This is a genomic window from Collinsella sp. OM07-12, from assembly GCF_003438275.1.
Lineage (GTDB): Bacteria > Actinomycetota > Coriobacteriia > Coriobacteriales > Coriobacteriaceae > Collinsella.
Map to the genome: position 1 here is coordinate 22222 of NZ_QSTQ01000003.1, position 22163 is coordinate 44384.

General features: G+C 59.9%; 16 protein-coding genes and 1 tRNA gene. 3 read left to right on the plus strand and 14 right to left on the minus strand.

Going from position 1 to position 22163, the window contains the following annotated elements:
* Nucleotides 1-108: 108 nt before the first annotated feature.
* From DXB98_RS01495 to DXB98_RS01525, 7 genes are all read right to left on the minus strand, one after another.
* Nucleotides 109-184: transfer RNA gene (locus DXB98_RS01495), tRNA-Arg, on the minus strand.
* A 125-nt stretch (nt 185-309) separates the two neighbouring features.
* The gene (locus DXB98_RS01500) at nt 310-708 is read right to left on the minus strand and encodes a DUF956 family protein (protein WP_117735463.1); all 399 of its coding nucleotides are present in this window, start codon (nt 706-708) and stop codon (nt 310-312) included.
* Nucleotides 709-828: 120 nt separating this feature from the next.
* Nucleotides 829-1749, minus strand: a complete 921-nt coding sequence (locus tag DXB98_RS01505; RefSeq protein WP_117735396.1) for a PTS system mannose/fructose/sorbose family transporter subunit IID — start codon at nt 1747-1749, stop codon at nt 829-831.
* 16 nt (nt 1750-1765) lie between these two features.
* Nucleotides 1766-2584, minus strand: a complete 819-nt coding sequence (locus DXB98_RS01510) for a PTS mannose/fructose/sorbose transporter subunit IIC (RefSeq protein WP_117735395.1) — start codon at nt 2582-2584, stop codon at nt 1766-1768.
* Between the two features lie 18 nt (nt 2585-2602).
* On the minus strand, nt 2603-3592 hold the full coding sequence (locus DXB98_RS01515; RefSeq protein WP_117735394.1) for a PTS sugar transporter subunit IIB: 990 nt from the start codon (nt 3590-3592) through the stop codon (nt 2603-2605).
* Nucleotides 3593-3965: 373 nt separating this feature from the next.
* Nucleotides 3966-4394, minus strand: coding sequence for a hydrogenase maturation nickel metallochaperone HypA (locus DXB98_RS01520; protein WP_117735393.1), 429 nt, complete (start codon nt 4392-4394; stop codon nt 3966-3968).
* Nucleotides 4395-4483: 89 nt separating this feature from the next.
* Nucleotides 4484-7261 carry an FAD-dependent oxidoreductase gene (locus DXB98_RS01525; protein WP_199407091.1) on the minus strand — a complete coding sequence of 926 codons (2778 nt, stop codon included), beginning with the start codon at nt 7259-7261 and terminating at the stop codon, nt 4484-4486.
* Nucleotides 7262-7449: 188 nt separating this feature from the next.
* Here DXB98_RS01525 and DXB98_RS01530 point away from each other — a divergent pair, with 188 nt between their 5' ends.
* The 3 genes from DXB98_RS01530 to DXB98_RS01540 all read left to right on the plus strand — a co-directional run bounded on the left by DXB98_RS01530 (nt 7450) and on the right by DXB98_RS01540 (nt 10913).
* Nucleotides 7450-8112, plus strand: coding sequence for a TetR/AcrR family transcriptional regulator (locus DXB98_RS01530; RefSeq protein WP_117735392.1), 663 nt, complete (start codon nt 7450-7452; stop codon nt 8110-8112).
* 63 nt (nt 8113-8175) lie between these two features.
* Nucleotides 8176-9183: a DUF5692 family protein gene (locus DXB98_RS01535; protein WP_117735391.1), complete on the plus strand. Its 1008-nt coding sequence runs from the start codon at nt 8176-8178 to the stop codon at nt 9181-9183.
* A 233-nt stretch (nt 9184-9416) separates the two neighbouring features.
* Entirely contained in the window at nt 9417-10913 is a 1497-nt protein-coding gene (locus tag DXB98_RS01540) for a hypothetical protein (protein WP_117742896.1), read from the plus strand.
* A gap of 73 nt (nt 10914-10986) precedes the next feature.
* Here DXB98_RS01540 and DXB98_RS01545 read toward each other — a convergent pair whose 3' ends face one another.
* The 7 genes from DXB98_RS01545 to DXB98_RS01575 form a co-directional block, all read right to left on the minus strand.
* Entirely contained in the window at nt 10987-12339 is a 1353-nt protein-coding gene (locus DXB98_RS01545) for an ATP-binding protein (protein ID WP_117742897.1), read from the minus strand.
* A 158-nt stretch (nt 12340-12497) separates the two neighbouring features.
* The gene (locus DXB98_RS01550; protein ID WP_233502244.1) at nt 12498-12692 is read right to left on the minus strand and encodes a hypothetical protein; all 195 of its coding nucleotides are present in this window, start codon (nt 12690-12692) and stop codon (nt 12498-12500) included.
* Nucleotides 12693-12825: 133 nt separating this feature from the next.
* Nucleotides 12826-15453, minus strand: coding sequence for an ATP-dependent chaperone ClpB (gene clpB / locus DXB98_RS01555; RefSeq protein WP_117742898.1), 2628 nt, complete (start codon nt 15451-15453; stop codon nt 12826-12828).
* Nucleotides 15454-15895: 442 nt separating this feature from the next.
* Complete coding sequence (locus tag DXB98_RS01560) at nt 15896-17767, minus strand: oleate hydratase (protein WP_117735387.1); 1872 nt, start codon at nt 17765-17767, stop codon at nt 15896-15898.
* Nucleotides 17768-18016: 249 nt separating this feature from the next.
* Nucleotides 18017-18568, minus strand: a complete 552-nt coding sequence (locus tag DXB98_RS01565; RefSeq protein ID WP_117735386.1) for a TetR/AcrR family transcriptional regulator — start codon at nt 18566-18568, stop codon at nt 18017-18019.
* A gap of 103 nt (nt 18569-18671) precedes the next feature.
* Complete coding sequence (locus DXB98_RS01570) at nt 18672-19343, minus strand: hypothetical protein (RefSeq protein ID WP_147326618.1); 672 nt, start codon at nt 19341-19343, stop codon at nt 18672-18674.
* Between the two features lie 497 nt (nt 19344-19840).
* The gene (locus DXB98_RS01575; RefSeq protein ID WP_117742899.1) at nt 19841-22141 is read right to left on the minus strand and encodes a hydratase; all 2301 of its coding nucleotides are present in this window, start codon (nt 22139-22141) and stop codon (nt 19841-19843) included.
* Nucleotides 22142-22163 lie beyond the last annotated feature (22 nt).

Sequence of the window (22163 nt, forward strand, 5' to 3'; positions counted from 1 at the left end):
GAAAACTCCCCCCGCCGGGAAATTGGTGACGCGGGTGTCGACGGTCCGAATCCTGCCCTTAGACCAGAAGAGCCCGGCACCGCTGCGGTACCGGGCTCGATATTCCTCTGGTGCCCCCGGGCGGATTCGAACCGTCGACACCCGCTTTAGGAGAGCGGTGCTCTATCCCCTGAGCTACGGAGGCATGTTGTATTAGTGTAGCAGATTTGCGCCACTACCATGCAGCGCATAGCCGCTCTTCGAGATAGTCATCTGCGACGTTCTTTAATGACTAGTCGTTTAAGAACGTCGCAGACGACTACCCAGCGACTAGTTGCCTTTGTGGAAGAGGTTTTTGATGACGGAGGGGATGCTCTTGGCGCCTTTAGCGGTCACGTCGATAAAATCGGGCGAACGAACGAGCTTGTCCTCGTCAATGTACTTACGCACCGCGCGTAGCGTTTCCTTGTCATTGCGCGTCGAAAACGTAAAGTGGCCGTTCTCTTTGGTAAAGATCGCAAAACGCGTGATCTTCTTGGTGCCGCGCAAAACCTCGGCGGCGATATAGTCGATCTCGTCCCACGGGATCTGAATAAAGTCCTCGGGATTGCGCTCGTTATAGTACTCAAACGCCTTATTGCCCACCATTACGTTACCGTGACTGGTAAGACCCATCAGGCAGGTTGCCGGCGTTGCCAGATCGACCGTGCTGTTCTGAGATTGCGCCATGCGCGCCTCGCCCTCCAAATAAAACAATCGGACCGCATCCAGTGTACCCACCGGGTGCGGTCCGTTTCAATGGCTTAAAAGCCCTTGCCTAGCAACTCTCGGTCTTAAGCCGAAGCGTGCTTACATGAAGCCGCAGACGCGACCGATGATGCCGACGGCGAAGAGAGCCAGGATGATGATGATCGGGCTGACCTTCTTCTTGAGGAGCTTGCAGACAAAAAGGGTCAGGCACACGGCAGCAAGGCCGGGGATGAGCTGATCGAGGTTAGCCTGAAGCGTGGTGACCTTCACCTGATCAAGGGCGTTAGCACCGATGGAGTTATACATCGTCAGTGCTTCCTTGACACCCTCAGAACCGGAGGGCAGGTTAGCCCAGTCGATAAAGGCGCCAGCAGACTGCGTGACCTTGGAGACGACCGGGGTGAAGGAGATGGACACCCAGCGCTCGACCAGGGCGCCGATGATGAACATACCCAGGATGGAAGCACCCTCGGTGACCTTGCCCATCAGACCGCCGGAGAGATCCTTGGCGATGGAAGAGCCGACCTTGTAGCCAAACTCCTGCGTGTACCACAGGAAGGCGTAACGAATGATGTTCCACGCGAAGAAGAACAGCAGCGGACCGGCGATGCTGCCGGACAGGGCCAGGGAAGCGCCCAGAGCGCCCAGAATCGGGCGAAGGGTGAACCAGAAGGCGGGGTCGCCGACGCCGGCGAGCGGGCCCATCATACCGACCTTGACGCCCTGGATGGCGACGTCGTCGATCGGAGCACCGTTGGCGCGCTCCTCCTCGAGGGCGAGGGTAACGCCAATGACGGGGGCGGAAACATAGGGGTGAGTGTTATAGAACTCCAGATGGCGCTTAAGCGCGGCAATCTGGTCGTCCTTGCTGGTGTAGAGCTTCTTGATCGCAGGGATCATCGAGTAGCACCAGCCACCGTTCTGCATACGCTCGTAGTTCCACGAACCCTGAAGGAACTGATGACGGAAGCAAACCTTCTGACGATCGGACTTAGAAAGCTGAATCTTGTTCTCTGCCATATGTATCACTCCCTTCCTACTCGTAGTCATTCAAAATGTCGCCGAGCGGGTCGCCGGAGCCACCGCCCATGCCGCCACCCTGCTTGGCCAGGTCCTTAAGGCCAAGGTAGATGAGGGCGAGGGAGATGCCGATGAGGCCCAGGGCGATCAGCGTGAGCTGAGGGATGGCAGCCAGGACGAAGCCGAGGATGAAGAACGGCCAGGTCTCCTTGGTGGCCATCATGTTGATGACCATGGCGTAACCGACGGAAGCGACCATGCCGCCGCCGACAGCCATGCCGCCGGACAGCCAGTCGGGCATAGCGTTAAGCGCGTTGGTAACGGCCTCGGCCGGGATGATGCACAAAAGCACTGCCGGGATGGCGATACGAACACCCTGCATGAGGATGCCAGCGTACTGCCAACGCTCGATACCGGCGAAGTCGCCCTTCTCGGCGCAGGCGTCCATGCCGTGGACCATAGCGGTGGCCAGGGTACGGCAGATCATGGTCAGGAACAGGCCGGCGACGGACAGAGGCACGGCGACGGCGATGGCAGCGGTAACGGCCTTGCCGGAATCAGTAACACCGCCGTTGAGGGCAAGTGTCATGATGATGGCAGATGCGACAGAAGCCAGGGCGGCGTCAGGTGCGACGGCGGCGCCGACGTTAGCCCAACCAAGGGCCATCATCTGAAGCGAACCGCCCAGGAGGATGCCCTCCTGAAGGTGACCGGTTACGAGACCGATAAGCGTGCACGCAACGAGCGGCTGATGGAACTGGAACTGATCCAGAACGCCTTCCATACCGGCAAGCAGCGCGATAATCGCGATTAGAACAATAGTAAGCGCGGACATGTATCGGACCCTCCTTTACTATGCTTGAGCGGCCAGTTCGGCCTTAGCTTTCTTCAACATGGCGTCGAGATCCTCGGAGGAATCCGAAGGAACCTTGCGGACCTCGAACTTGACGCCCTTGGCCTTGAGAGCCTCGATGGTCTTGACATCGTCATCGCCCATAGCGACAGCGTTGGTGACGACGACCTTGCCCTTGGAGTGAGCCATAGAACCGATGTTGACTTCCTTGATATCGACGCCGGCCTCGATGGCCTTGAGCAGATCCTGCGGGTTCTCAAAGAGCAGCATGGCCTTGGTGTCACCAAAGCGCGTGTCCTTGACGACCTCGGCCATCTTCTTAATGGGCACGACGTTGGCATGGACTCCCGGAGGGGCAGCCTGCTCGATCATGGTCTTTCGAAGCTCGTCGTGGGCAACGCCGTCGGAAACCACGATGATGCGGTTGGGGTTGATCTGCTTGGTCCACGTGGTGGCCACCTGACCATGAAGCAGACGGGTGTCGATACGGACGTGGGCGATCTTGATGTGCCCGTCGCCGATGACCGTTCCCGGAGGGATGGCGCCTGCAGGAGCAGCAGCGGCCGCAGCCGGCTTCTTCTCCTCGGGCTCCAGAGACTCGGGCTTGACGCGCACGCCGGCCTTAGCCTCAGTCACGAGATGTTTTGCGATCGCATGTGCAGTGTTCTTTGCGTCAAAGCGCTGCGAATATGCCTCGATGAGCATAGGCAGGTTGACACCGGTGACGATAGCCCAGGAATCGTGGCCCTCGATGAGCCCGCTGATCTGGTTGAACGGCGTGCCGCCCCACAGATCGACGAGGAAGAGCACCTGCTCCTGGTCCTCGAAGGAAGCGATTGCCTCCTCGACCTTGGCGCGGAAGTCGTCGGGGCCCATGCTCGGCTCGAGCGAGACCACGGCTACAGACGGCTGATCGCCAAAGACCATCGAGCCCGTCTGCTTGATTCCAGCCGCCAAGTCACCATGGCTAGCAAGAACAATACTTACCATCACATAACCTCCTTTTTGTCTACGTAATTCCTACACGACAAAAAAGAGTATAGCTGCAAATACAGCAGAATTATATGAAAAACTGCAAAAGCTAGCATTATTTGTTTAAACGTCTTGTTTTGTTACAAGCTGATTACATTCCAGTATTTTGACTGATTTGCTGCTGAGGATTGATAGCTGATCTATTTACATGACCGAATTGAGCACGCTGTTCATTATTGCCGGTTTTAAACAGACACAAATGTGCTCGGGTTGAGGCCATTTCGTTTAAACAGATGGTGCTTGACTAATGGTAAGAAATATGCTCTAGCAAAGTAGTCGTTGGGGACGTTCTTTAATGACTAGTCGTTTAAGAACGTCCCCAACGACTAAGTTAGGCGATGTGAAGGGGGTTGGCGGCGTCGACGGCATCGGGGGCATCGGAGAGGCCGTCGGGGGCAGCGTCTGTTGGGTCCTCGTCAGGGGTCTCGATCTGCTTGATCATGACCTCCTGGCCCTGCAGCAGATAGGTCTCGCCGCTACCGCAATGGGGGCAGGTCTTGCCGTGCTCGACCGTCGCGTAGTCGCAGCCGCACGCGTCGCAATGCGTCACGGCCTCGACGGGCTCCACGATAAGCTCCGCGCCCTGCGCGATGGGCTTTTTATCTGCCGCCCAACGCCAAGCGTCAAGCAGCAGATCGGGAACGACGCCCGAGACCTCGCCCAGGAGCAGCGTCACGCTCGAAACGCGACTCACGCCATTGGCGCGCGCCACATTCTCGACATCGCGAATGATGTGATAAACGATTCCCAATTCGTGCAAGGTAGAAACCTTTCAACAACGGTTGATGCGATGTCAACTAAACGTTAGTGAGCGACGCTCCGCGCCGCTCACTAACTTGTTAGTTTCTTTTACTTCTTCCCAAATTTAATCTTGATCGCGCGTTTCAAAGCGTACTTGCCGAGGCTGGGGAGCTTTTGCTCGTACTTGACCATCGTGGAGCACTCGGGGCGGTCGCGATCCAGATGGATGGCATCGAACGCGCACTTGGTGGTGCATAGACCACAGCCGATGCACTTATTGGGGTCGACGATCGAGGCACCGCAGCCCAGGCAGCGAGCGGTCTCGGCGCGCACCTGCTCCTCGGTAAAGGTCTCGACGTACTCGCTAAAGGGCGCAGCCTTCTCGCGCTCGCGGTCGACACGTGCCACCTCGCGGCTCGCGTTGTCATAGCTCTCAATCACAACATCGTCGCGGTCGAGCGCGGTGTAGCGGCGCTGGTTGCGGCCGATGGTGAGCGTGGAGCCCGGCTGCACGAAGCGATGGATGGACACAGCGGCCTCGTGACCGGCGGCGATGGCGTCGATGGCAAAGCTGGGGCCGGTGTAGACGTCGCCGCCCACAAAGATGTCGGGCTCAGCGGTCTGGTACGTCTGCGGATCGGCAAGAGCACCCTGGCCGCGGCCAAGCTCCACCTTGGAGCCAGCCAGCAGGTCGCCCCACACAATGGACTGGCCAATCGACATGACGACGCGGTCGGCATCGACGCGGCGCAGGTCGTTCTCGTCGTACTCGGGCGCAAAACGGCCCTCGTCGTCAAAGACGCGCATGCAGCGCTTGAAGGTGATGCCGCACACACGACCCGCATCGTCCAGGTGAACCTCCTTGGGACCCCAGCCGCAGCTGATGTGAGCACCATCCTCGATGGCTTCGCGACGCTCCTCCTCGCTGGCGGGCATCTGAGCCTCGCTCTCCAGGCAGAACATCTCAACATGCTCGGATCCCAGACGGCAGGCGTTGCGCGCGACATCGATGGCCACGTTACCGCCGCCCACCACGATGGTGCGACCGAGCAGTGCGTCGATCTTGCCACTGTTGACCTCGCGCAAAAAGTCGACGGCCACCGTCACATCCTCGGCGTCCTCGCCCGGAATACCGGCTAGGCGGCCGCCCTGGCAGCCGATGGCCACATAAAAGGCCTTAAAGCCTTGCTCGCGCAGCTCGTCGAGCGTCACATCGCGACCGACCTCCACGCCATAGCGGAACTCGGCACCCATCAGGCGAATAACCTCGACCTCGGCCTCGATAACGTCCTTCTCCAGCTTAAAGCTGGGAATACCGTAGGTGAGCATGCCACCCGGGCGCTCGTTCTTCTCGAACACGACGGGCTTGTAGCCCTTCTCGGCCAGATAGAAGGCGCAGGACAGACCGGCCGGACCGGCACCGATGATGGCGATCTTCTGATCGAAGCCGCCGGCGCGCGTCGGCGTCACCACGGGCGGGACATAACGGGTCGCGGCATCCAAGTCGCGCTGGGCGATAAACTTCTTGACCTCGTCGATCGCCACGGCGGCATCCACGCGGCCACGGGTGCAGGCGTCCTCGCAGCGGCGGTTGCACACGCGGCCGCAGATTGCGGGCAGCGGGTTCTCGCGCTTGATGAGCGCCAGCGCCTCGTCATAGCGACCCTGCGCCGCAAGCTTCAGATAGCCCTGAACAGCGACATGCGCGGGGCAGGCCGTCTTGCAGGGCGCCGTGCCGGACTCATGCGTCTCGATGCGGTTGTCGTTGCGGTAGTTGGGCGACCACTTGGTGTGGTCCCACTTGGTGGCATCGGGCAACTCTTGGCGCGGATACTCGGGCACCTGTCCGCCCGCCTTTTTGCTGCAGAGCTTCTGGCCGAGCTTGGCGGCCCCGGCCGGGCATACCTCAACGCAGCGACCGCAGGCCACGCACTTGTCTTTTTCGACCTTGGCGACATAGGCAGAGCGCGACAGGTTGGGCGTGTTGAACAGCTGCGAGGTGCGCAGGGCGTAGCACACGTTGACGTTGCAGTTGCAGATAGCGAAGATCTTGTTCTCGCCGTCGATATTGGTAATCTGGTGCACAAAGCCGTTGTCCTCGGCCTGGCGCAGAATGTCGTAGACCTCCTCGCGCGTCACATAGTGACCGCGGTCGGTCTCGACCACGTAGTCGGCCATATCGCCCACGGCAATGCACCAGTCGCGTGGATCGTCGGCGCAGCCCTCGCCCATCACGCGACGGCTCGCGCGGCAGCTGCAGGTGCTCGCGGCATACTTGCCGTCGTATTTATCGAGCCAGTGCTCGATATGCTCAATCGGCACCGAGGTGCTCGAGGCGTCGATGGCCTTCTCGACGGGAATGACATGCATGCCGATGCCGGCGCCTCCGGGCGGCACCATCGGCGTAGCACGGGACAGCGGGCCCTTGGACGCCTGCTCAAAGAACTTGGCATAGACCGGATGCTCCTCGAGCTGGCTCACGCGCATGTTGAGGAACTCGGCAGAACCCGGTACCAGCATGGGCAGCACCCATTGCTTGGCGCGCTCGGGGTTTTCCCAGTTGTACTCGAGCAGACCCGTGTAGCTCATGTCGTCGAGCATCTTCTCGATATCGGCTTCGGGCATGCCGGTGAGCTTGACCATCTCGGGCAGCGTATAGGGACGGCGCATCTTCATCTTGCAGAGCACTTCGGCCTGCTCGTCGGTTGCGGCCTCGGCAAACGACCAGTACTCGTAGCCCAGCAGCTCGTCGCGGTGCAACAGGCGGTTGGTGCAGTGCTCGCACAGTTTGACGATAGCCTCGCGCGGATGCTCCGGCAGCGGCGGCACAAACTCCGCTCCGATATCGGGCTCGGTATAGCTAATCCCCGGTCCGTTGAGAATCATAGTCGTCCCTTCTCTTGCCACAGCCCGGCGAGACCGCAGCGCCCCTCTTTGTACGGACTCGACATGCCCCCATGCCGTTCACCCGCTATTGTTGACATTGTGTCAAAAACAGTATTGACGAACCGTCAACAATAATCAAGACTGTTAGGCGAACGGTCGGGCCCAAACGGATGAAAGGCGGCAAACGTATGAGCGATAACACGGCAAACATCTCTGTCGCTGATGCCGTCCTCGCGTCCGACAGCACGGCAAAGCGCCTGACGGGTGACGAGCGTCGACGCGAGATTCTCGCCGCCGTGAGCGCCGTGAGCGCTGAGCTGGGCGTGTCCCATCTTTCGGTATCGGCCGTGACCAAGCGGGCTGGCTGCACGCGCTCACTGTTCTACCACTACTTTGCCGATATGGACGCCGCCGTCACCGCCGTTATGGACGAGGCAATCGACGGCTTTATCGCCGAGCTCGAACAGTGGAACGCCAGCCGCACGGTTGGCGACATCGAAGGCGCACTCGACACCGTCGCTCCGCTCTTTAAACGCCTGGTCGTGAGCGGCCACGAGTTGCCGAGCACCCTGACCTCCAGCAGCGGCGCGCTCTACGGCGGCTTTCTGCACAACGTGGTCCAGCGCGTGGCGCAATACATCTGCGACACCACCGTGGTGGATTTTGTCGCCCATCATGAGCTCCGCATTGACCATGTCTACGAGACGTTCTACACCCTCATCATGGGGTTGTTGATGTATATCCGCACGCACCCCGATGTGCCCGACGAGACGGTCAAGGAAATCATCGCCTCGACACTCCATATCGAGGGCTATACCGCCAAATATCCGGAGCGCAAGCCCCAGAACTGACGACATTTGGCCAAACTGCCCGCGATCAGAAGAGGGGCCGCGGGCGTGTGAAAGGAGAGCAGCATGCTGTTCGATGTTTGGGGTAGCAATACCCTTATCCACTGGGCCGGCTGGGCCATGGTCTTTATTGGCCTCATCGTGCTCAACGAGGTCGGCCGCCGCACCAAGCTCGGCGCGGCCATCATCTTTGGCGTGGCTCCGCTGGCCATGACCATCTACTGCGTCGCCATCGCCATCGGCGTTTCGCAGGGTGCCGAGTGGGCGCTCACCAACCCCACCCATGTGTACCAGAACAGCTGGTTCCACTACGCCAAGGTGTACGCAGCGCTCGCCGGCTGCTGGGGCTTCATTGCCATTAAGTACCAGTGGGGCAAGATCGGCAAGGCGCACTGGTTCCGCGCATGGCCGTTTGTGATTGTCGCCATCAACATCATGATCGCCGTCGTGTCCGACTTTGAGAGCGCCTATCACTTCTTTGTCCTGGGCGAGTCCACCTGGGTCACCTCCGAAGGTGCCACGCAGCTGGCCGGCTGGAACAACGTGTTCAACGGCATCGCCGGCATCATCAACATCTTCTGCATGACCGGCTGGTGGAGCGTCTACGCCTCCGAGGACCAGACCGACATGCTGTGGCCCGACATGACCTGGGTCTACATCATCGCCTACGATATCTGGAACTTCTGCTACACCTACAACTGCCTGCCCACCCACTCCTGGTTCTGCGGCTTTGCGCTGCTGCTGGCGCCCACCGTCGCCGCCTTTATCTGGAACAAGGGTGGCTGGATTCAGAACCGCGCCTTTACGCTGGCTATTTGGTGCATGTTTGCCCAGGTGTTCCCCTACTTCCAGGAGGAGTCCATCTTTGTGACCCACTCCACGCTCGACGCAGGCGCCGCCACCGCGGTCTCGGTCGTCGCGCTGATCGCCAACATCGCCGCGATTATCTACATCGCCTACCGCGCCAAGAAGCTCGGCCGCAATCCCTACAAGCAGGATGTCTTTGAGGGCACCAGCGACTGGGAGAAGGCTACCGCCCGCCGCGCCAAGGTCGATTACGCGCACGCCGAGTAGCGCGCCTGACGCAAACGCCGCTTGAATGTGAAGTCGCCTGGCCGACTCCGCGCAATGCAACGTATTGCAGAGCCCCCGGAATGTGATTCGTTCACGTTCCGGGGGCCTTTTGCTGCCGCGAGGATGCGGCCGAACGATGCGCTCGAGTTAAATCGGATCTTATATTTCGCACGCGCTTTATATGGCTCCATTTTTGGGTACAGTGTTGTCCCGATATTGAGCTTGGGGGATATATGAAAGATGAGACGATGGGCCAAGAGGATGCGGCCCAAGATGCAGAAGCTTGCGCTGAGGCCTTGGAGAGCTTAGACCGGATTTCACTCGATGAGATTGCGTTTGACGATTCGGGCGTTGATGTGCAGGATGAGTCGGAAGCCGAGGCGCAGTCCGATGATCAGGACGCAGACGACGTTGAGCCTGCCGAAGATGAGGCAGATCATGAAGACACCGAATGCGAGGCCGACGACCAGCCCGAATCCGACACGAGCGAGGAAACCATCTTGCTCGACAGCTTGCCGGCCGAAGATTCGCTGACCCGCGAGCTTCCCGGCCTGGGCTCTGCGCCTGCCGTGGACGAGACCATCGCCATGGGCGATATCCCCCTACCGTCCGTTCCCTCAGCACGCGAGGCCGAGGTTCGCCATCGCAAGATGTCGCCCAAGCGCCGCAATCTGATGGTCGCCGGTGTCGTGGCCGTCGCGCTCGTCGCCGGCGGCGCAGGCTATGCCGCCTGGAACGGATATCAGCAAGAGCAGGCTGCCGCTGTCGCCGCCAATGCCCACACGATGATGTCAGTGCAGATTGGCGTGCATGCCGCGGGCCTCGACTGTTCTACCGGCTCCAAGATTCCCGTACAGGTGAGTGGTCAGGACGCTGATGGCTCCTCCGTGAGCGAAACGCTCTATGTTGACGAGCACGGCCGCGGCATCAAACTGCTGCCTGGCGATTACACGCTCTCCATCGCTGCCTCCCCCATCGCGGCCGACGGCACCATCTATACCGTCCCGACCACCAAGACGCAGGTCACCGTTAAGAGCGATGAACAGGATTTAAGTGCCCAGGCTACCTTTAAGCTCAAGGTGCCTTCGGCCGACACGGTAACCGACGACCAGATCGATGCCGCCGCCAAATATGCCGAGGAGGGCGGTTGTAGCTCTGCCGCGGCCGCCAAGATACTTCAGCAGGCGGCAACCGCTCGCCGTGATGCCGCCGCCAACGCCGTGAGCGCAAGCGAGGCGCAGGCAGCCCGCGACGCCGATGCTCGGCATAAGGCAACGAACCTGTATCAGCTCGATATTCCCGTTGAGTGGTACGGCAAGGTCGAGACTTGGCAGAATGGCAGCACGCTATGCATCTATCTTGCCGGCGACAGCGATACGCCGATCGTGACGCTCGTCGCGGTGCGCGACGGCGAGAGCTTTACGCCCGATGAGGGCAATACGGTTTTGGGCACGGCAAACCTTGGTAACGGCTACACGGTCTACGCCAGCGGCCCCGTCTATCCGTATGTGGTGCCCCAGACCATCAACGGGCGGACGCAGAATCCCGTGTCGACCTACCCCATGGACACGGCCATTGAGCTTGTCGAGCTCACGACCGGCAACCGCTACACCTACAGCCAGATTAAGAACGTGCTGGTCGGCAAAGACGGCAAGGCCGACGCTGCCACCAAGCTCGAGTGCGACTACCTCGCCCAGATTCTGCTGCCGAGCATCAAGGCCCAGGACTAGCCGGGCGCATCATGGTGCTCCCCAACCGTGATGAAGGGGCCAGGAGGTCCTGGCCCCACAGATCCGTAGATGATTAGGCAAGGAGCCACTTCCATGCGGGAACAACGTGTACCACACCGTGCTCGCATGGAATATCGGCCTGCTCATCCATGGTAACGATTGCCGACTCACCAAGATCGAACTGGGCCATCGAGGCATCAAGCGCGGCAATTTCGCGCTCGCGCGTTTTCTCACTTGCCATCTCCACACTAACCTGGATCAGGCTATAAGCCCGCATGAGAAGTGCGTCCCCAGCCACAAAGTCCACCTCATGGCTTTTGCTCTTCTCTTTGATCAGCAGGCGGCAGACCGATCCGATCCTCACCGCGGGAGTCCTTCTTCTTAGCGCGTTGAACACTGCGGTCTCGAGCCTCTGGCCCTGGTCCAATGCCGATGCGGGAGAGAATGCTCCAAACATCGCGGGATCGACAGCGTAGACCTTAGACGCAGACCGCATGTTATTTGCCAGTGAACGCGTGAACTCCGGCACGGAGAACAGCAGGTAGGCATCCTCATAATACTCAAGTAAGTCGCTGAGCGAATTACGACTGACGGGTATCTGCCTGCTCTTGAACTCGTTGTACACTTTGTTCACCGACAGCTCTCGTCCCGAAGATGCCATACACCGCGTTAGGAACAGCGATGCCAGGCGAGGGTTCTTGACGTCGTAACGCTCAACGACGTCCATAGCGACCGTTCGCGAAGCATATTCCTGTAGCAGCTGAATCGCGTCTGTGGGCATCTGCTCAAGCGTCGCGATGAATCCCCCTCGTTCAAGATATCCGATCAGATGATGTCGAAGCAGCGCTGCATCGCTTGGGGAAAAGGTCGCATCTGGCTCGAAAACGCTCCCCGTCTTATATCGAACGTATTCCGAAAAGCTCAACGGAAAAAGCTCTCGTATAAGAGAACGACCCCTGAATTCGCTCTTAAGTTCTGAGGACAGCATCTTAGAAGAAGATCCCGTCGCATAGACGGTCGCTTTCTCCGTATCGACTACACGCCGCAAAAACGCACCCCATTCGGGAATTTCCTGGATCTCGTCAAAGAAAATGTAAGCGCCCTCGGTTCGAGCAGCAGGATGCAGCGCATAGAACGTGTCGAGCACGTCCGCCAGCAGCGATGGCTCATACGGGCGCAAGCGCTCGTCCTCAAAATTAAAGTAAAGCATCCGGTCAAGCTCGACGCCCCGGCCCCGAAGCCGCAGCATCTCCTGATACAGGCGATACGTCTTTCCACAACGGCGGGCCCCCACAACCACATTTACGATGTTGTCGCGCTTTGGCTCCTGTGGGTTTCCCAGATCAAGGTCTCGCTCAAAGACCTGTGGAACCCCCTGCTGTTCAAAGTCCTTTATTTTCTGGGCGATCAAGTCGTTGAATGCCATGATTCTCCAATCTTGCTCTCTAGCTAATCAAAATTATACTGATTCTTGATTAGCTAGAGAGCAAGATTACGTGCAACTTGATTAATAGAAAATCAAGTTTTACTGTTGCCGAGCATCAAGGTCCAAGACTAGCAGCCCACGACGCCCAAATTAGCTACTTAACGCCAGGGGTCGGCCTCGAACATCGGCTCGCGCTCGGGGCGGCGATCGCTGTAGGGATCGTAGCCGTCGTCGTCCTCGTTCTCGGCACGGATGTAGGGGTCGCGCGGCTTGGGTGCCGGCTTAGGCGCAGGCTTGGGTGCGGCGGGTGCGGCATCGGTCGCCGGCGTGTTCGTCTTATTCTTGTCTATCATCTGCATATCTCCTCGCCATGTACTCATGCTCAACATCATCGATTGTCGCACGAAAAAGGGCGGCGGACCCATTGGATCCGCCGCCCTTGGCGTTTAGAGACGGCTGGTAGATTTTAAGGCATGTCCCGAAAATCTACTCGGCGTCGGGGACCTCGTAGGTGGCCGTCGGCGTGTTGTCGCACACGACGGTAAAGCCGCCGTCCTTGTCGACATCGACCGTCACCTGATCGCCCTCGCGCACCGTGCCGTCGATGATGGCGGCGGCGATGGCGTCCACGACCTCGCGCTGGACCAGGCGCTTGAGCGGACGGGCACCGAACACGGGGTCCAGGCCGCCCACGGCGAGCATCTGCTTGGCCGCCGGGGTGATGGCAAGCGTCATGCGCTCGTTGGCCAGGCGTGCGCGGACGTCGGCAAGCTGGATGTCGACAATCTTCTCGATCTGCGCCATACCGAGCGGATGGAACACAACGATATCGTCGATACGGTTGAGGAACTCGGGGCGGAAGGTCTGAGCCATGGCCGCGTCGACCTGGTGGCGCATCTCTTCCTCGTCCTTGCCCGAAAGATCGGCGATGGCCTTAGAGCCCACGTTGCTCGTCATGATGATAATCGTGTTCTTGAAGGACACTTGGCGACCCTGGCCATCGGTTAGACGGCCATCGTCGAGCACCTGCAGCAGCACGTTAAAGACATCCGGGTGAGCTTTCTCCATCTCGTCGAGCAAGATCACGGAGTACGGACGACGGCGCACGGCCTCGGTGAGCTGGCCGCCCTCGTCGTAGCCCACGTATCCCGGAGGCGCACCGATCAGACGCTGGACGCTGAACTTCTCCATGTACTCGGACATGTCGATACGCACGAGCGCGCGCTCGTCGTCAAACAGGCACTCGGCCAGCGCCTTGGCGAGCTCGGTCTTGCCCACGCCGGTGGGGCCCAGGAAGAAGAAGCTGCCGATGGGCTTGTCCGGATCGGAGAGTCCCGCGCGGCTGCGGCGCACGGCCGCGGCGACGGCAGACACGGCCTCGTCCTGGCCGATAACGCGCTTGTGCAGCTCGCCCTCCAGGCCTTTCAGCTTGTCGAGCTCGCCCTGCATCATCTTGGAGACGGGCACGCCGGTCCAGGCGCTCACGACCTCGGCGATCTCGTCGGAGGTCACCTGCTCGTTGAGGCCCTCGCCGTTCTGCTCCTTTTGCGCCTCGAGCGCGGCCTCGGAATCCTGAATCTGCTGCTGCAGACCCGGAATCACGGAGTAGCGCAGCTCGGACGCGCGGCCCAGATCGCCGTTGCGCGTCGCGCGTTCCTCTTCGATCTTGGCCTCATCGAGCTGGCCTTTGAGCTCCTGAACATGATCGATGGCGTTCTTTTGGTTGAGCCATCCGGCCTTTTGCACGTTGAGCTTTTCCTGGACCTCGGCAATCTCCTGGCGCAGGGCGTCCAGACGCTCCTTGGAGGCATCGTCGGTCTCCTTCATGAGCGCCTGCTCCTCGATCTGCAGCTGGGTGAGCTGGCGCGTGGTGGCGTCGATCTCGACCGGCATGCTGTCGAGCTCCATGCGCAGGCGGCTTGCGGCCTCATCGACCAGGTCGATGGCCTTGTCGGGCAGGAAACGATCGGCGATGTAGCGATCGGAGAGGTCGGCGGCGGCCACGAGCGCGCTATCGGTGATGTGCACGCCGTGGAAAATCTCGTACTTCTCCTTCAGACCACGCAGAATCGAAATGGTGTCCTCGACGGTAGGCTCGCTCACCATTACGGTCTGGAAACGACGGGCGAGCGCCGCGTCCTTCTCGATGTACTTACGGTACTCGTCGAGCGTGGTCGCGCCGATCGCGTGCAGGTCGCCGCGGGCGAGCGCCGGCTTGAGGATGTTACCGGCGTCCATGGAGCCCTCGGTAGCGCCCGCGCCCACGATGGTGTGGAGCTCATCGATGAACAGGATGACCTTACCCTCGGACTTCTGCACCTCCTTGAGCACGGCCTTCAAGCGGTCCTCGAACTCGCCGCGGTACTTGGCGCCGGCGACCAGCGCGCTCATGTCGAGCTCGATGAGGTCGCGGTCGCGCAGGGTGCTCGGCACGTCGCCGGCCACGATACGCTGGGCGATTCCCTCGACGATGGCCGTCTTGCCGACGCCCGGCTCGCCGATGAGCACGGGATTGTTCTTGGTGCGGCGGGACAGAACCTGGATGGTACGGCGAATCTCGTCGGTACGACCGATGACCGGGTCGAGCTTGCCGGCACGGGCGAGGTCGCAGATGTTGCGGCCGTACTGCTCCAGCGCTTCAAACTGGGTCTTGTCCTCGGCAGACGTCACGCGGTCATCGCCGCGCAGCTCCTCGTAGACCTGCTCGATACGCTCCTTGGTAACGCCGGCGTCGCGCAGTACGCGGCCCGCCTCGCCCTTGTCCTCGGCAAGCGCCATCAGCAGATGCTCGGTCACCACAAAGCTGTCGCCCATCTTGGTGGCCTTCTTCTCGGCCTTTTCGATCACGCGGACGAGCTCGTTGGAAAGACCCATCTGCTGGCCTTCGCCCGAAACCTTGGGCGCGCGGTCGATGGCGTCCTGGGCGGAGCGCGCAAGCTGGGCCGGGTCGGCACCGATGCGTTCGATGATCACGGAGATATTGCGCTCGCCGGTACCGAGCAAGGCAGACAGCAGGTGAATCGGCTCCACCGCGCCGGCCTGCGCATCGGCAGCCGTGCTCATGGCGGTCTGCAACGCCTCGCGCGACGTCATTGCTAGCTTATCGATTCTCATGGAATCACCTCTCTTGGGGCGGCCGCTCTACGGGGCGGCTTCACGTTGTTCGAGAAGTATTGTTGCCAGGTTTGTACGATCTTATACACAAATCTAAGTCTCTATATATAAGATTTTCTGAGTGATTGAGAGATAGGGAGCAGGCACGCTCACCCGCTACGGCCTCGTCCCCTTACTATCTCAATCTGTAACATCTAGCGGCTGTTTATGGCTCTAGATGTTACAGATCGAGACGAAATGACCAGCGGCACCCGTTTGTCTCAATCTGTAACATCTACTCGGCAAATAGAGCTCTACCTGTTACAGATTGAGACAAACAAAAGACACCCGAATCGAAAATCTAAATCTGTAACACCAGGCCCACTTTTAGCGGCCAAGATGTTACAGATCGAGACAAACAGAAACCACCACAAAGGTTCCCCAATGTGGTGGTTCTTGTGCGCTAGATTGCGCCGTACTCCTTGAGGAGTTTGGCGATGTCGGTTCCCTCGACCTTCTTGAGCACTTCTTTGAGAGCAATCCGCTCAACCATAGGCAGCTTCATGCTGGTGATGGGCTCACCGTCGCGTAGTTTAACGCTGCTCATAAGGAGGTCACGCACGTCAAAGACCGAACCCCAGACCTCGGGTACGCCGCGGTCGACATCGCAGAGCGTGTAGACGGCTTCCATACCGGTGCGCATGGAGTACTCAGTCGTAAAGATCGTGTCACGCGGCGTCTCGGCAAACTGGCCCAGGAACGCGAAGTTCACGGCGCCATCGGGCACCACGTCGGGGCGGTCGCCTGCTTCACGCGGCATAAAGAAGGCGGTGATGTAGGGCATCATGACGGGCACGGTGTTGGCGTGATTTGCCGCCAGCTCAACAATCTTATCCTCGGGAACGCCCAGGTGATACAGCCATTCCTGGCAAATCTCCTCGCCGGTGCAGTCGCGCATGGCCTTCTTGACGTAGTTGCCGGGCTTGTCGGTAAACAGGCCATACACCCACACGCAAAGCTGGTCTTTGGGCTGATCGCGGAACTGCTGTTGGCGGTTGATCGTCCAGCTCATAAGCCAGCCCGAATCCTCGCAGGTCACAATGCCACCGGTCACGACGTGCCCGGTAAAGGGATCGCGATGGCAGATCTTTTGGATATAGGGCACAATCTCGCCGTCGAGCGTGGTGACCGTGGCGCTCATCCAGTTGCTCTTCTCGGGGTCACCGCAGAACTTATCGGGATGACCAAAGCTCGGATCTTGCGCTGCGATACGACGCCACATGTCCCAACCGCCACCGGGGCGAATCGTCGGATCCCATGCGGCGGGCTTATCCTGCGCGCCGATCGTCGAGTTTTCCACACAGCCGCCGTTGGTGATAAAGACCAGGTCATCCTCAGTGAGGTCGATGTTCGAAATCTCGCCTGCATGCGTCACGGTGATGCGACGCGCGACCTTCTTGGTGCTCGTACTGTAGGGGTTGCGCGCAAAGGCGGCCTGCTGGATGCGCTGAATCGTGTCCTGGCCGGTGCCAGTGACGGCGCGGCGCGGACCCTCGCCGCCGCCCACCTCAAACACCACGTTTTCGACCTTGGTGTCAAAGTGGAACTGCACGCCGTGCGCCTCGAGATAGCGCTGCATGGGCAGAATCATCGACTCGTACTGGTTGTAGCGGGTGAAGCGCAGGGCGCTAAAGTCGGGCAGACCCGCGATGTGGTGGATGTAGCGGCGGATATAGAGCTTCATCTCGAGCGCCGAGTGCCAGTTCTCAAAGGCGAACATGGTGCGCCAGTACATCCAGAAATTCGAGTTGAGCACCTCGTCGTCAAAGAAATCGGTGATGGGACGGTTCGCCAGCTCCTCGTCGGGCGTAAAGAACAGATCCATGATCTCGGTCGCTGCCTTGTCCGACAGGCCGAACTTGCCATCGGTGCCGCCGTCTTGGCCACGGTTCTTAGTCGAGCGGCACAGCGAGTAGTTGGGATCCTCCTTATTGAGCCAGTAGTACTCGTCGAGCACGGAGATGTCCGGATCTTCAATCGAGGGAATGGAGCGGAAAAGATCCCACATGACCTCAAAGTGGTTGTCCATCTCGCGGCCGCCGCGCATGACATAGCCCACGCCGGGGATGTCGGCACCATCGCAGGCGCCGCCCGCAACGGGGTCCTTTTCGAGGATATGGATGTGGCTTCCGGGCATTTGCGCATCGCGCACCAGATAGCAGGCTGCGGTAAGCGCGCCCAGGCCGGTGCCGATGATGTAGGCGCTCTTGTGGTCGATGCCCGCAGGCTTCTTGGGACGAGCAAAGGCTTCGTAGTTTCCACTTGAATAGTACATGGTTCCTCCTTGCTAACGAAGTTCGTTAACAAGCTTTTGCCCTGATCAACGCAGCCTAGCCGATACAAGATCGTCACCTTGTACGATTTTTAATCAACGGGGGCGGATTGTACAAATCTGCTTGGCTTTGGTCTCCCAAGGTCATGCCGGGCCGGGTTTCGGTTTGGGAAGTGGGCTTCGCTAACTTCCCAAACCGAAACCCGGCCCGGCATGACGCACTTGGTCGCTTTGCGCTCCAACGTGAAATAGTCAAAATCTCGCCAGCGCTGCGTCAATCTGGCCTTCGCATATTTTGGAAACGCGCTCGGCTACTGTGCTCGGGTCCTCGGCCATGCCTGCGGCAATCCAGTCGAGCATTACACCTATAAATGCATGTGCGAAAAAACGGGACAGAAAGTCCTTGTCGCCTTGTGAGATGTTCTTGCCCGCGGCGTGCTCTTCGACCACGCCTTCGATCAGGTCGAATGTCACGGGCTGCAGAAAACGCTGGATGCGCTCGGCGCTCACACAGTGATAGACGTTCATGATAAAGGGCTTGTTGTCGCGCACCGCGAGCATGATGTTTTCCAGGCCCACCTGCCAGGTATCGGCCGTCTTGTTGTTGGCGAGCGCGCGGCCGGCGTCTTCCTCACATGCCCATTCAACCAGGTCGTAGATGTCCTGAAAGTGATAGTAGAACGTCATGCGGCTGACCCCGCAGTCCTCAGTGAGGTCCGCGATGGTGATCTTAGTCAGTGGCTTTTGAAGCAGTAGTCGCTTAAGAGAATCTTCCAACGCGCGCTTTGTCAGTTGTCCAGCCATTGCTCTCCCGCCATCAAAGTTGAATCATGAAATATTCCCATGGTACCCCGCATGCAATCACCATCCACGAAGGGAACAGACACCTTTGTGGTGGTCGCGCTCTCTACTCTTTCGCCGAACCCGTGCTTCCCGATTCGGCGTTCCAGGGCATCTCATCCTCGAACAGCCATGTACGGGCAGATCCACTATCGCGTGCAGTCTGCGGGTCGGGTAAGCAGGTCTGTTTATAGGCATCTTGGATACACTTGCCCATAAAATCGTTGAGCTCGGTCTGGTCGCCCTCCATGACATAGGCGACATCGCCGTCCATGATGTAGATGCTCGGACCCTCATTGCCCTCGTAGCCCGGATCGTACGAAACATCACATAACTTGGCGCCATTCGTGGTGTCCAACTCGATGGACGAGCGGTATCCGCCAACCATGTCGTTCGCCTTTGCTCGATAGGACGCATATCCATACCAACGCTTGAAGGTTTTACCCTTGAGTAGCTCGGACGCCCTATCGATCAGGCTTGTATCCGTGGTATAGCGCATGGCCCCAAGCTGAATGCGCGGATAATTGCTAATTCCCAGCGCAGCCGGTTGCTCATCAAAATCAACAGTAATGGTCTCGGGCTTGTCGTCGCCGGTCAGAAGTTCGATAGATTGAATCACAGGCTTAACCACCGGTTCCGTCACCGCAGCAGGTAGCAATGCCATGCCGACAACGCCCGCGCCAACCACGGCGATCGCAAGCGCCAAGACAATCAATCCAATACGGGTTGAACGGCTCACGGCAAAACACCTCACAATACAAACCTGCGACGTGCGCTAATGATACCGCCAGCTAACACTATCACCAAAAGAAACCGTCTACTCCCCACCACCACGAAAGGGACAGGCCCTTTTGTGGTGGTTTTCGACTCTGGCGCTCAACTGTCTCGATCCATAACATCTAGCTGCCGTTTTGGACCTCAGATGTTACAGATTGAGATGAAATGTTCAGCAGCTCCCGTTTATCTAAATCTGTAACAACTACTCGGCAAATAGAGGTCCACCTGTTACAGATTGAGATAAACCTCGGACACCACCAAGGCGCCCGTCCCCAATGCGGTGCTTCGACAAAAAGAAGCCGCCCCGATAACAGGGGCGGCATCAAGCAAGTCTATTTATTAGCGTCCCTCAAGACCCAACGAGAGCGTCGCGGTAGCCCCGGACACACCTTTCCCTCGGGCGGCCCTCGCGAAGCGCGTGAGCACGAGGGAAAGGTGTGTCCGGGGCGCACAGCAACGTTACTCGGCAGCGGCCTTGAACTTGTTGTAGTTGATCAGACAGCCGGCCTTGACGATGGCACGCTCCTCCGCCGTCATATCGGCAATGTAGAGCTCAATCTGCTCGACCGCACCGTCGGCGCGCACCACGTAGGCGGCGATGTTCTTCAGGTCGCCATCGAGCGCGGCGCGGATACCCGGCACAAAGACGTAGTCGCCCACCTCAAAGTTGGGTTCCGTCTCCATCTGGAAGGGCACCATGCCCCAGTTCATCACGTTGGAGCGATAGCGCTTGGTGGCGTACTCGTGGACGATGTTGGCCAGACCGCCGATCACGCGCTGGCAGCTCGCGGCCTGCTCGCGGGCGCTGCCGTCGCCGGGCTTCTTGGCGTAAATCATGGAACCGAACTCGGTCGCCTTGGCATCGGCCGCGACACCCGCGCCGGCCAGCGCCTCAAACACACCGGCAAGCTCGACATCGAGCACCGACAGGTCACCCGCGGACTCGCCGGCAACGCGACGCTTCTCCACAGCGTCAACCTCCTTGGAGCGGCCCACGTAGGCAGGGTCGCGGCGGCTGAGCGTAAACTCGGCCAGGCCCAGCGGGTTGGAGCGGAAGGAGCTCGTCTCGCCCGAGGGAATGAGCTCGTCGGTCGTGGTGACCGGGTCCATGATCTTGGAGCACACCTTGAGCAGAATGTCGTCGCCGAGCGGCTCCATCGCAGGCCACGGCTTGATATTGGGACCCTCGACCAGCTCATCTGCAGGCTCGGCCTTGCCAAAGCCCCAGTATACGCGCTTCTTGTAGGGAGCGTCGTCGAAGGTGTACTCGCAGGCCTCGTCCCAAGTCTCCTCGGGCAGATCGGTCGCCGGGGTGAGCACGCCGCCGTTGGCCGCGGTCGCCGCAATGGAGCGGGCGTCCATCAGGGCCACGGCACTCAGCTGGCCATTGCCCGGCTTGGAACCCTCGCGGTTGGGGAAGTTGCGCGTGGTGTGGCGGATGGACAGCCCGTTGTTGGCAGGCGTGTCGCCGGCGCCGAAGCACGGGCCGCAGAACGCCGTGCGCACAATCGCGCCGGCCTCCATGAGGTCGTAGATATAGCCACGGCGCGTAAGTTCGAGCGCCACGGGCTGGCTTGTGGGATAGACCGACAGCGAGAACTCGCCGCAGCCGGTATTGGCGCCCTTGAGCACGCGGGCAGCCTGCACCACGGAGTCGTAGTTGCCACCCGAGCAGCCGGCGATAACGCCCTGCTGCACGTGCAGTTTGCCGTCGATGATCTTGTCGAGCAGGCTAAAGTGCGTCTTGCCCTCGCCGATCTTGGCGGCCTCGAGCTCCACCTCGTGGAGGATGTCCTCGAGGTTCTCGTTGAGCTCGTCGATCTCAAAGCCGTTGGAAGGATGGAACGGCAGGGCGATCATGGGCTTGATACTCGACAGGTCGACCTCGACGCAGCCGTCATAGTAGGCGACATCGGCGGGCTTGAGCTCGCGATAGTCGTCGCCACGGCCGTGCATGGTCAAAAACGCGTGCGTGTCCTCGTCGGTGGCCCAGATGCTCGACAGGCAGGTGGTCTCGGTGGTCATGACGTCGACGCCGTTGCGGTAGTCGGTCGTCATGCTCGCGATACCCGGGCCCACGAACTCCATGACCTTGTTCTTGACGTAGCCCTTAGCAAAGACGGCGCGGATGATGGCGAGCGCCACGTCGTGCGGGCCGACGCCGGGACGCGGGGCGCCCGTGAGGTAGATGGCGACGACGCCGGGATAGGCAACGTCGTAGGTGTCACGCAGCAGCTGCTTAGCCAGCTCGCCGCCGCCCTCGCCCACGGCCATGGTGCCCAGGGCGCCGTAGCGGGTGTGCGAGTCGGAGCCCAGGATCATCTTGCCGCAGCCGGCGAAGTTCTCACGCATAAAGGAGTGGATGACGGCGATATGTGGCGGGACGAAAATGCCGCCGTACTTCTTGGCAGCCGAGAGGCCAAAGACGTGGTCGTCCTCGTTGATGGTGCCGCCCACGGCGCACAGCGAATTGTGGCAGTTGGTGAGCACGTAGGGCAGCGGGAACTGCTCCATGCCCGAGGCGCGCGCCGTCTGGATAATGCCGACAAAGGTGATGTCGTGGCTCGCCATGGCATCGAAGCGAATCTTGAGCGCCTCGGGGTCGCCCGACGTGTTATGTGCCTGAAGGATCGAATACGCGATGGTGCCGCGCTTGGCATCCTCGGGCGTCTGCGTAATACCGCGCTCGGCAGCCTCGGCCGCAGGCACAACCTCGCTGCCGCCGCGCAGGTAGATGCCGTCCTCGTACAGCTTGACCATACTGTCTCCCACTCTGCCCAAA